We start from the raw sequence: 10,101 nt of genomic DNA, 5'->3' as shown, positions 1-10,101 counted from the left end.
GCACTCCCGCGACGCGGCCAGATGCAGATAGGTGAACAGCACCTGCTCGCGCCGCATCCGCGGATACTCCTGGGCGATCGGCTCCTTGACCTTCAGTACCAGCTCGCCCTCCCGCCACACCTGATCGGCGCCGGGCACCATCCGGACACCCGCGGCGACGTACTCCGCATCCGGAAACCCCGACCCCACCCCTGCGCCGGTCTGGATCAGCACCTCGTGCCCGTGCCGCACCAGTTCCCCGGCACCGGCCGGGGTCAGCGCCACCCGAAACTCCTGTTCCTTGACCTCCCGCGGAACTGCGATCCTCATATCGCCATCGTGGACCATGGACCGGAGCTTCGCCATGAACGCCGCGCGCTACCGAGGCAGTTCGCCACCGCGCGGCTATACCTCGAACGGCTGGCCCAAGCGCGGGATCCGCAGCTGAGCGGCCCGTCCGGCGTATTCGAAGTTGCGGACCAGGTAGTCCAGCGGCTCGCTGAAATGGTGCCATCCCTCGCCGTGCACGGCGACGACCGCCGCATCACCGAGCAATTCGGCGGCCTCGAGTGCGGTGCGCCCGTTCAGCGTCACATCGGCGTCGCCGAACCGCCCGACATTCGCGCCCCCGACATTGAGGACGGCGATATCGATCCGCCCGATCCGCTGCACGATCTGCTCGACCAGCGCCACCGAGGCATTGTCCCCGGAGACGTACACGGTCGGCTGATCATCGGCCTGCAGTACGAACCCGGTGACCATCCCGCTCAGCGGTTCGCACCCTTCGGGCCCGTGCAGTGCGGGCACACCCGTCACGCGCACATCACCCACCGTGACGGTCTCCCAGTTCTCCAGTCCCCGAACACCGTTGATGCGTCCGGCCGCGTCCGTGGTCGAGAGCACGGTCGGCACCCTCGTCAGGAACTCACGACCCGAGACGTCGAGATTGTCCGCGTGCTGATCATGTGAGAGCAGCACCACGTCCACCGGCCCCACCGCATCGGCCGATACCGCCGGGCCGGTCAGCTTGTGCAGGGTGATCGGACCCGGGTAGTCGCCGGGAGCATCGAAGGTGGGGTCGGTGAGCCAGGTCAGCTTGCCGTACCGGAAGCGCAGGGTGGGCCCGCCGATGTGCAGGGCTTCGACTGTGGTGCGTTCGATCGTCTCGGTCATGCGATCAATATTTGCCGACCGCCCTGAGTGATCAAAAGTGGCCCGTGAGCCGCCCAGCGATAAGATCGGGCCATGCGTATCGTCGCCGTCCTCGCCTTCGATGGCGTCATCCCCTTCCACCTGTCCGTGCCGACGCTGGTCTTCGGCCGCGTCGGCGCCGAGGGCAGCCCCGACTACCGCGTCGAGGTGTGCGCAGAGCGCCCCGGCACCCTGCGGACACCCGCCGGATTCGACATCGTCGTGGACACCGGACTCGACGCCTTCGAGCGGGCCGACCTGGTGGTCATCCCGAGTTGGCAGCGCGATAAGGCCATTTCGGACGGCCTGCGCGACGCACTGCACCGTGCCCACGCCCGCGGTGCCCGGATCGTCGGCCTGTGCCTGGGCGCCTTCGCGGTGGCGGCGAGCGGTTTGGCGGACGGCCGCGAGATCACCACCCATTGGGCTGCGGCCGACGACCTCGCCGCCGCCTATCCCGCGGTCCGGGTTCGCGCCGATACGCTCTGGTCGGATCTCGGCGATATCGTCACCTCCGCGGGCGTCGCCGCCGCACTCGACTGCTGCCTGCACCTGGTACGCGGCGATCTGGGCAGCCGGGCCGCCACCGAATTGGCCAGGGCGCTGGTGACCGCACCGCATCGCAGCGGATCCCAGGCCCAATACATTCCGGTTGCGGTGCCCGACGCCGCCGACGACGATCCGATCGAGCGCGCAATGGTCTGGGCGCGAACCAATCTCGGCGAACCGATCGATCTGGACGGCTGGGCCCGCGTCGCGCTCATGTCGCGGCGCACCTTCACCCGCCGCTTCCGCGATCGCACCGGCAGCAGTCCGCAGCAGTGGCTGCTGCACCAGCGCGCCGACCGGGCCAGGCTGCTGCTCGAATCCACCACCGACACCATGGACCGCATCGCGGCCGAGACCGGCTTCGGCACCGCGGTCAGCCTGCGCCACCACTTCCACCGCATCCTCGGCACCAGTCCGGCCGCGCACCGCGCGCTGTTCTCGGGGACCCCTACGGTGTCGCCGATCTCGTCGTCTAGGTTTTCGGCATGAGGATCGAGGTAAGCGGACACACGCCGGAGATCGACGACACCGCGTGGATCGCACCGAACGCGACCGTGATCGGACGCGTGCGACTGGCCGCCGAGGTGAGCATTTGGTACAGCGCGGTGCTGCGTGGCGATCTGGAGGCGATCAGCGTCGGCGCGCGCACCAATATTCAGGACGGCTGCGTGCTGCACGCCGACCCCGGCTTCCCGCTCACCGTCGGCACCGGAGTTTCGGTGGGGCACAACGCGATCCTGCACGGCTGCACCGTCGGTGACGATGTGCTCGTCGGCATGGGCGCGACGGTGCTCAATGGCGCGGTCATCGGTGCGGGCAGTCTGATCGCCGCGAACGCTCTGATTCCGGAGGGCGCCCAGATTCCGCCCGGCTCGCTGGTCGCGGGTGTGCCCGGTAAGGTGCGCAGGGAATTGAGCGAGGCCGAACAGGACGGCATTCGGCTCAATGGTGCCGTGTACCTTCACAACATGGCCAACCACCGGGTCGCCAAGCAAGTGTGAGACAGACCACACTGATCAAATGTCCCATCGGAATCGCTGATAACATTTTGCCAGCGTGCCCGGTGTCCCGGGATCTCCCGCCGACGCTGCTGTCGAGTGGCCTGTAGTGAGCCCGCCGGGATGGTGGGCTGCGTAGCGTGCAGGCAGGAGGTATCACGGTGGCGTACGTGCAGCAGGGTATGCACCGGCCGTCGGGGCGGATCAGCGTGGCCGATATCGCGGCCCAGCCGGGCGGGATCGAGGCGCTACAGCGACGGGTTCACGAGTTGCGCTCCAGCGGAGTGGATTTCGCCGCCAATGCGATCGAACAAGAGATGGCGGAGCTGGATCTGCCGCGGCACTGATCACGCGCGCACGCTCGCCGAACCGTCGAGCGATAGCACTCCTGTCGACCTCTGGAGCCGATCCCCGGCCGACCCGTCGCGACCCGGTGAAATAATGAACACCGATCACCCGCACCGTCGCGACGCCCAGCCACCATCGGCGTCCGAGCCGATACGACTGGAGACTCGATGCCGACCGTCCCGCCCATCCTCCAGCGCATCCTGGAAAAGCCCGTCAGCGATGGCGAGAAGCTGCTGGAGAGCGCGCTGTCGGCATTCCTGGACTTCGGCATCAAACGCACCAGCATGGGCGAGATCGCCCGGCGCGCCGGAATCAGCCCGGCTACGCTGTATCGCCGGTACGAATCGAAGAACGACCTGGTCGAGGCGGTCAGCGTGCGTGAGGCACAGCGCTTCGTCGCCGAGATCGACAAGCGGGTGCAGAAGGTCGAGGGCGTCGAGGAACAGCTGGTCGAGATCTTCGTGGCGGTGATCACCGAGATCGCTGGCAACGAACTGTTGTGCAGGCTGCTGCGGACCGAACCCGACCTCATCCTGCCCCGGCTCACCACCGACGCCGGACCGATCATCGCGGTCGGGCGCACCTATCTGGCGGAGAAGCTGCGCGAACTCCGCAGCGGTGCCGACGACGACTTCGACTTCGAACTCGTCGCCGAGATCATGGCGCGGCTGGCGCTCTCACTCGCGCTGACACCCGATGGGCTCATTCCGATCGATGATGTGACGGCGGGTCGCGCATTCGCGCGACGCACACTGCTGCCGATGGTCGGTGTCCGCACCGCCGCCCGACCCGGCGTCAGCACTCTGAAGCGCTAGGCACTCAACGCATTTCGTATACTCGCGGCCCGAATGCGGCCGCCACCCACTCATCGAGCAGTCGTAGCGAATTCGCGTCCGGTTCCCGCCCACCGTCGACGAACTCCCTGACCAGCTCGACGACCCCGCCCGCCCGCATCGTCGTCGGATCCGGCAGCGGCAGCCGCGAGACGTACTGGGTGATCCACCGCCGCCGCCCCGAATACAGCCGATTCCCGCAAACCGCATCGTAGAACCGCAGCCCGAGTGCCGAATTCGCCACGCCCATCAGCAAATACGCGAGCCGTTCGGCCGCACCGTCCACCCCGAGGTCGGCCAGCGACATCCAGTAGCAGTCCCCGTTCACCACCGCCCCCGACCGATCCAAGGCGAACCGCGGCCGCTCGCTGATATCGGGAAATACCACCTTCGGCACCCGCCACAAATGCGGCCGCTGCGGCACCCAGATCTCGAACCACTCCCGGCCACTGCCGGTCAGATACTTCCGACCGGCCAGAGTCTCTCGATTCTCCTCCAAATACGCTGCGGCCCTGGGAAAGTCCCGCAGATCAACCGGTATTCGTGTGGGCTCGGAAGTGTCGTACGGATACAGCACCCTGGTGTCACGCTCCCGCGAAATCCGCCACGGCTCGACATCGTGATGGGTGATCAAATCGAATAGCAACTCCCCCTCCGGCCGCAGCTCCAGCTCCGCCCAGCGATCGGAGATGAACACCCGATCCGCAGTCGTCTTGATCCCCACCCGAATCCGCCCCACCTCCCCGAATGTCCGCCAGGTCCCCGCCTCCACCTCCCCCAACCACCCATCCACCCCGGGCCGCGACATCCGCCACGCCCTCTTTCCGCCCCCATCACCGGCCCCCGAAGCCCCCGTACCCCCATCCACACCGTCACCCCACTGACCCGATGTCCGACCGCTGGTCGCCGTCTGATCGCCGGTTGCCAAGGCGCCGACCTCGACTGCGAAGATGCGTCCGCCATGGTTGACGGAGTGGCTGCCTTCGGCGGTCAGGGCCTCGAAAAGATCTGTTCCACTGACAGTTTCGATGGTGTCGACCTCATAGGCCGAGACGTGGCGGCAGACGACGCGAGACGACGTGCGGGTGGCAATGGTGACGGCGGGCAGCACCGCCGCCTCGAAAAGTTTGGTATCGCCCAGGTCGTACAGTTCGACCGGAGACAGCTCGGTGAGCAGCAGACTGCGAATATTCGCACCCGCCTTGGTGGTGAGAAACCGGTTGGCGCATAACAATCCGAGCACCCCGTCCGGCCGCAGCAGCCGCGGCGCGATCGCGACGAACGGGTGGGTGAGGTCGATCCGGCCGCGCAATCCGAACTGCTTGCTGAGCAGCTGGGCGGTCGGCCCACCCAACTGCTGCGTCCGCACATACGGCGGATTGGTGATGATCGCATCGAACGACCCGTCCGCGATCACCGCCGATGCCGTCAGGAAGTCGCCGATATGCCACTCGACCGCAACCCCCGCGGCCTCCGCCCGATCCCGCGCCATCGCCACCCCGGCTCGGTCCAGGTCATATCCGACCAACTCCACCCGCACCCCCGGCAACACCTCACCGGCCACCCGATGCAGCGCGAGCAGCAGTTCACCGTCCCCACAGGCCGGGTCGAGCACCCGCAATACCCCACCCTCGTGCGGCGCCTGCCCGGTACCACCGGGTCGCGGCATATGCGCGACCAGCCGCTGTGCGAGAAAGCGCGCCAGGGCAGGGGGCGTGTAGTGCCTACCGTGCCGTTTGCGGTCGCGCGCGGCAGGGTCCCCGGGATTCATGCCAGGGATTCTGCCTCGTCATGACCCAACCACGGCGGAAACGCGGTCGACCGGTTCCCCCGAAGTCGCGGGCGGGCCCGCGGTGCGGCGTCCGGAGAAGCGGCGCATGAGTGGTTCGTCCACCCAGTGGTAGATCGCCGCGGCCGCCGCCGTCGCGACGATCAGGCTCAATGCGGCGAACCCCAGCCAGCCGAACAGGCCGAACTGTCTGCCGCCGATGAACAGCCGGGTGATCAGCACCATCACCGGGAACTGGATCAGATAGAAGGCGAAGGAGATATTGCCGAACCAAACCATTCGGGGCGAGGCATTCAGCCCGCGCATACCGGCCAGATCGCGCGCGGCCAGCGTCGCGACCACCGCGGTCATCGGCGCGAGCAGCAGCGCCGACATTTTGTAGTTCACCGGAACCACCCAGGTGGCGGCGAAGGCGACGGCCAATGCCAGCAGCGGCCAGGTCAGCCGCGTATTGCGCCAACGCCCCTCCAGCACCAGCCGCGCGGCGAACACCCCGAGGAAGAATTCGGGCAACCGCGACAGTGGAAATGTGTAACTGAGCCAATAGGCCGGAGCGACAGGGATATCCGGCTGGGCGAACCACGCCGGTGACGCGTGCAACTCGAAGTATGGCGATACATCCCCCGGAACAAGCCGTGGCGCAAAGGCATTCTCGATGCCCTTCGGTCCGGGAACCCAGAGGAAGTATGCCGTGTGCAGCGCGAGGATCACCACGAGCAGCCCCGCCATCACCCACCACACCCGATCGCCGCGAATGCGCCGCACCACTGGCAGTGCGAGCGGAAAGCTCAGGTAGAACAGCATTTCCGCGACCAGCGACCACGATGGCACATTGAGCCCGCCGACCGTCGTCCACTTCGGCACCCAGGTGTGGATGAGCAGTACGTTCGGTACCCAGACCACCAACCTGGACAGCGGCACACTCGCGATCACGATGAACGCCGCCGTCGCCACCAGATGCGTCGGGTAGATCTTCAGCACTCGCCGCCAGTAGAACCGCGGCACCGAATTCCCCGGCCGAAACGACCAATAGATGATGAATCCGGAGAGCACGAAGAAGAACGTGACCCCCGCCGCGCCCAACTGCATCGGCATCACCTGATGGATATGCCGGAACAACTCGGACTTCTGAAACGGATAGACCGGCAGAAACACCAAGGCGTGCAACAGGAATACCGCGAATGCGGCCCACCACCGCGCCCCGGTCAGCGACGGCAGGGCGGGCCGCTGCTGGGTCACTTGCCGTACCGCTCGTACAGTGCTCCCGCGACCACCGAATCACCGTGCGCCGAGGGATGGAACGGAATCCCGACCAGATCCGCACGCGGATCGAGCGCACCGTTCAACCATGGCTGCGCCGAACACAATCCGTGCCCGGCGGTCACCGCCCTGGAATCGAAGAATTCGATCCCGAGCTGCGCCGCCGCGTCCCGCTGCGCCGCATTGATGCGATCCAGATACTGGACCAGCGCCGCGCCCCTCGGCTGTACATACTGCCCGACGCCGAGCACGCTGATACACGCGAAATCCTGCCCGGCCGGGAACAGTTCGGGATAGCCGACCAGCACGATCTTCGCCTGCGGCGCGTAATAGCGCAGATATTCGACCACCTCGCGGATGCGCTGGGCATAGTCAGTGCCGGATACGCCCCGATAGTCGGTGATCCGGCCCTGCTCGGCCGCCTCCAGCCCACATCCGTCGGCGAGGTTGAATACGCACGGGATCAGCGAGGTCCACAGCGTGGTCCCGCTCGTGCCCCAGTTGTCGTTGAGCCCGAACTGCACTGCGATCAGCTTGGTCCGCGGGCCGAACGCACCCGCCTTATCGGCATTGATCGCCTCCTGAACCAGCGAATAGCCCCGCTCGGTCTGAATGGCCGCACCGGAGCACGACGCGTCCACGAAGTCCGGACTACCCGCGACACCCATCAATTGGCTCAGCTGCGTCGGCCAGGAGGCGGGTCCGCGCAGACACTCCTTCGCATCCACTTCCCATCGGAAGCCGTTGGCGGTGAAGGAATCTCCGAGCGTCACCAGGGCACTGCCCGGTGCCGCGGCCGGAGCCGCTTGCGTTGCCGCGGGCACCCAGGCCGCGGCAGCGACGCTCGCCGTAATCGCCCCGAGCCACCGGGCACAACGACGAGAAAGCTTGCTGGTCAAAACGATCACTCCGCTATCAGTAGCCCGCGCGCGGTTCGAATCCGGGCGCGGTCAATGTGGGTGCTGGCTTTGCCGGTTCCGGCTGCGGTGCCGTCTGAGCCGCTGGTGGCGCTTGCGGTGCCGGTGCCACTTGCGGTGCCGGTGCCACTTGCGGCTCCGGCGCGGGCGGCGCTAGCGACGTCGCTTCCGGCGCGGGCACCACTTGCGGTGCGGGGGCAGGGGCCTCGGGCGCACTACTCGACGGCGCGACCGCGCTGGTCGACGCTACCGCGGTCGTCGACGCACTGGTCGGGGTGTGATCGCCATGCGATTCGGTCCCGCTACTGCATGCGGTGGCGCCGAGAAGCACCGCACCGCAGGCGAATACGGCCGCGAGACAAACCTTCAACACGTTCCCCGTTCTAGAGATGAGGAGTAGCAGCATTTCAGTCCAGCCCGGAGAGTACAAGTCGAGTCGGACCCGTATGGCATCTTTCACCGAATTACCTCCCCCGCCAAACCCCCACTTCCAGTGTCTGGCGCATCGCGTACCACACTGCGAACCAATCAATTCCGCGATAGCACCACCCCACCACATGCACCCAGGTCCGCCCGATTTCCAGTTCCGAAACGAGACCATAACTGCTAACGTTCAGTCTCGAAATAAGACCATATTCGAGAGGGTGCCGCATGAGCCCGACCAGCCTGCAGACCGACGAGTTCACGGCCTTGAGCCGCATCCTCGACGACCGGTGGACCTGCCGACAGTTCGAGACCGACCAGATCCCCCGCGACACCATCGAGGCCCTACTGCGGCTGGCCCAGCGCACCCCCTCCTGGTGCAACACCCAGCCCTGGCAGGTCGTCGTCACCGAGGGCGCCGGCACCGACCGCTTCCGCACGGAACTTCTCGAACACATCGCGACCGCGACGCCGGAACCGGATTTCGCATTTCCCGCGCAGTACACCGGCGTGTACCGCGATCGCCGACGCGAATGCGGGCTGCGACTCTACGACAGTGTCGGCATCGTGAAGGGCGATCACACGGGCACCATGCGCCAGGCACGGCGCAACTTCGAACTCTTCGACGCCCCGCACGTCGCCATCATCACCACCGAGGCCGATCTCGGCGTCTACGGCGCCATCGATTGCGGCCTCTACATCGGCACCTTCCTACTCGCCGCCCAGAGCCTCGGCCTCGGCGCCGCCCCGCAAGCCGCCCTCGCCTCCTACTCCCCCTTCCTACGTACCTATTTCGATCTCCCAGCGCACCGCCGAGTGATCGCCGCCATCTCCTTCGGCTATCCGAATCCGAATCACCCGGTCAACGCCTTCCGAACCACCCGCGAAGCCCTCGATCAGGTCGCCACCTGGCACACCGCGTGACCCACACAACGAACGCCGACGAGAGCCCTCCTCATGTGTGGGCCGAGCCCTAGAAATCAACCGGCAGACCGACCGCCGCACATCCGCGACACCCCACCGAAAAGACCCGCCTCAGTTCATAATCGAGCTGCCGCACTGCCGATGAGCGCCTCGCACAGGGGACGGAGCCTGTTGCCGAATTGGCGCGGTTTTTGGCCGTGGCACAGGTCACGTGCCTGTATGGACGGCTGAGGCGCAATCATGCCCGCCGCAAGGTGATTTTGGACGGTCGGTGTGACGGCACGATCGCACGTACGGCGTTTTCGGCAACAGCCTCTACAACCTGTGCGAGGCGCTCATTCGGAATGCGCGAGCCAAATCCGAGGCGGTCAACCCGCCTGACGTCCGGGCGTCTCCGTCATTCCGGGGCCCGGTTCCGGTGTGATATCCCGGGCGGTGAGTTCGGCGCTGCAGCAATCGCATTGGAGGGAGACATGCGCCTCGCCGGCGCACCCGCGGTGCCGGTATGCGACCGGCGGCCCGTCGGGGGCCATGTATGTATCACCCCAGTCCCGGATCGCCATCAGGATCGGGTAGATATCGTGCCCCTTGGGCGTCAGCCGGTACTCTTCGTGCGCACCGACGGCCGCCTTCTGCTTGACCAGGATTCCGTGTTCGATCAGCCGGTCGAGGCGATCCTGTAGCCGACTCCGAGAGATACCGAGCGCGCTCTGGAACGCGTTGAACCGCCGCACGCCCGCGAACGCGTACTTCAGGATCACCAAGGTCCAGCGGTCGCCCAGGATCACCAGGGGCCGCGTGATCGAACACGGCTCATCGGCAAGTTCCTCGTAGCGCACCTGTCGATGCTACCGATCGGTCGTTGCCCCGCGGCGGCTTTCCCCGCCGAT

At 66.5% G+C, this 10,101-nt stretch carries 10 protein-coding genes and 1 pseudogene; 5 read left to right on the top strand and 6 right to left on the bottom strand.

The window, feature by feature from the left end:
* Together ABZW16_RS31660 and ABZW16_RS31655 are read right to left on the bottom strand one after the other, a co-directional pair.
* Positions 1 to 309, bottom strand: a pseudogene (locus ABZW16_RS31660) (alanine dehydrogenase); the annotation flags it as partial.
* Positions 310 to 384: 75 nt separating this feature from the next.
* On the bottom strand, positions 385 to 1,152 hold the full coding sequence (locus ABZW16_RS31655; protein ID WP_354959757.1) for an MBL fold metallo-hydrolase: 768 nt from the start codon (positions 1,150 to 1,152) through the stop codon (positions 385 to 387).
* 72 nt (positions 1,153 to 1,224) lie between these two features.
* Here ABZW16_RS31655 and ABZW16_RS31650 point away from each other — a divergent pair, with 72 nt between their 5' ends.
* The 4 genes from ABZW16_RS31650 to ABZW16_RS31635 all read left to right on the top strand — a co-directional run bounded on the left by ABZW16_RS31650 (position 1,225) and on the right by ABZW16_RS31635 (position 3,880).
* On the top strand, positions 1,225 to 2,208 hold the full coding sequence (locus ABZW16_RS31650; protein ID WP_354959756.1) for a helix-turn-helix domain-containing protein: 984 nt from the start codon (positions 1,225 to 1,227) through the stop codon (positions 2,206 to 2,208).
* Complete coding sequence (locus tag ABZW16_RS31645) at positions 2,205 to 2,720, top strand: gamma carbonic anhydrase family protein (RefSeq protein WP_354959755.1); 516 nt, start codon at positions 2,205 to 2,207, stop codon at positions 2,718 to 2,720. Before ABZW16_RS31650 ends, ABZW16_RS31645 begins: the two co-directional genes overlap by 4 nt.
* Positions 2,721 to 2,878: 158 nt before the next feature.
* On the top strand, positions 2,879 to 3,064 hold the full coding sequence (locus ABZW16_RS31640; protein ID WP_354959754.1) for a hypothetical protein: 186 nt from the start codon (positions 2,879 to 2,881) through the stop codon (positions 3,062 to 3,064).
* 168 nt (positions 3,065 to 3,232) lie between these two features.
* Positions 3,233 to 3,880 (top strand): TetR/AcrR family transcriptional regulator, encoded by a 648-nt coding sequence (locus ABZW16_RS31635; RefSeq protein ID WP_354959753.1) that lies wholly within the window; start codon positions 3,233 to 3,235, stop codon positions 3,878 to 3,880.
* 4 nt (positions 3,881 to 3,884) lie between these two features.
* On the opposite strand, the gene ABZW16_RS31630 is transcribed toward ABZW16_RS31635, so the two are convergent.
* Genes ABZW16_RS31630 through ABZW16_RS31620 form a run of 3 tightly spaced genes read right to left on the bottom strand, consistent with a single transcriptional unit; the run spans position 3,885 to position 7,846 of the window.
* On the bottom strand, positions 3,885 to 5,669 hold the full coding sequence (locus tag ABZW16_RS31630; protein ID WP_354959752.1) for an N-6 DNA methylase: 1,785 nt from the start codon (positions 5,667 to 5,669) through the stop codon (positions 3,885 to 3,887).
* Positions 5,670 to 5,687: 18 nt separating this feature from the next.
* Positions 5,688 to 6,926 (bottom strand): acyltransferase, encoded by a 1,239-nt coding sequence (locus ABZW16_RS31625; RefSeq protein WP_354959751.1) that lies wholly within the window; start codon positions 6,924 to 6,926, stop codon positions 5,688 to 5,690.
* On the bottom strand, positions 6,923 to 7,846 hold the full coding sequence (locus ABZW16_RS31620; RefSeq protein WP_354959750.1) for an SGNH/GDSL hydrolase family protein: 924 nt from the start codon (positions 7,844 to 7,846) through the stop codon (positions 6,923 to 6,925). The genes ABZW16_RS31625 and ABZW16_RS31620 overlap by 4 nt, the downstream gene beginning before the upstream one ends.
* Positions 7,847 to 8,515: 669 nt before the next feature.
* On the opposite strand from ABZW16_RS31620, the gene ABZW16_RS31615 reads away from it, so the two are divergent.
* Positions 8,516 to 9,211, top strand: a complete 696-nt coding sequence (locus ABZW16_RS31615; RefSeq protein WP_354959749.1) for a nitroreductase — start codon at positions 8,516 to 8,518, stop codon at positions 9,209 to 9,211.
* A 368-nt stretch (positions 9,212 to 9,579) separates the two neighbouring features.
* Here ABZW16_RS31615 and ABZW16_RS31610 read toward each other — a convergent pair whose 3' ends face one another.
* On the bottom strand, positions 9,580 to 10,050 hold the full coding sequence (locus ABZW16_RS31610; protein WP_354959748.1) for a helix-turn-helix domain-containing protein: 471 nt from the start codon (positions 10,048 to 10,050) through the stop codon (positions 9,580 to 9,582).
* Positions 10,051 to 10,101 lie beyond the last annotated feature (51 nt).

This window comes from Nocardia sp. NPDC004604 (genome assembly GCF_040609795.1).
Taxonomy (GTDB): Bacteria; Actinomycetota; Actinomycetes; order Mycobacteriales; family Mycobacteriaceae; genus Nocardia.
The sequence above is the reverse complement of the archived record's forward strand: the minus strand, read 5'-3'. Positions and strand labels throughout refer to the sequence as shown.

Bases quoted from the DNA above. Each gene is read 5' to 3' on its own strand.
- ABZW16_RS31655 (WP_354959757.1), bottom strand. From the start codon at position 1,152: ATGACCGAGACGATCGAACGCACCACAGTCGAAGCCCTGCACATCGGC.
- ABZW16_RS31650 (WP_354959756.1), top strand. From the start codon at position 1,225: ATGCGTATCGTCGCCGTCCTCGCCTTCGATGGCGTCATCCCCTTCCAC.
- ABZW16_RS31645 (WP_354959755.1), top strand. From the start codon at position 2,205: ATGAGGATCGAGGTAAGCGGACACACGCCGGAGATCGACGACACCGCG.
- ABZW16_RS31635 (WP_354959753.1), top strand. From the start codon at position 3,233: ATGCCGACCGTCCCGCCCATCCTCCAGCGCATCCTGGAAAAGCCCGTC.
- ABZW16_RS31630 (WP_354959752.1), bottom strand. From the start codon at position 5,669: ATGAATCCCGGGGACCCTGCCGCGCGCGACCGCAAACGGCACGGTAGG.
- ABZW16_RS31615 (WP_354959749.1), top strand. From the start codon at position 8,516: ATGAGCCCGACCAGCCTGCAGACCGACGAGTTCACGGCCTTGAGCCGC.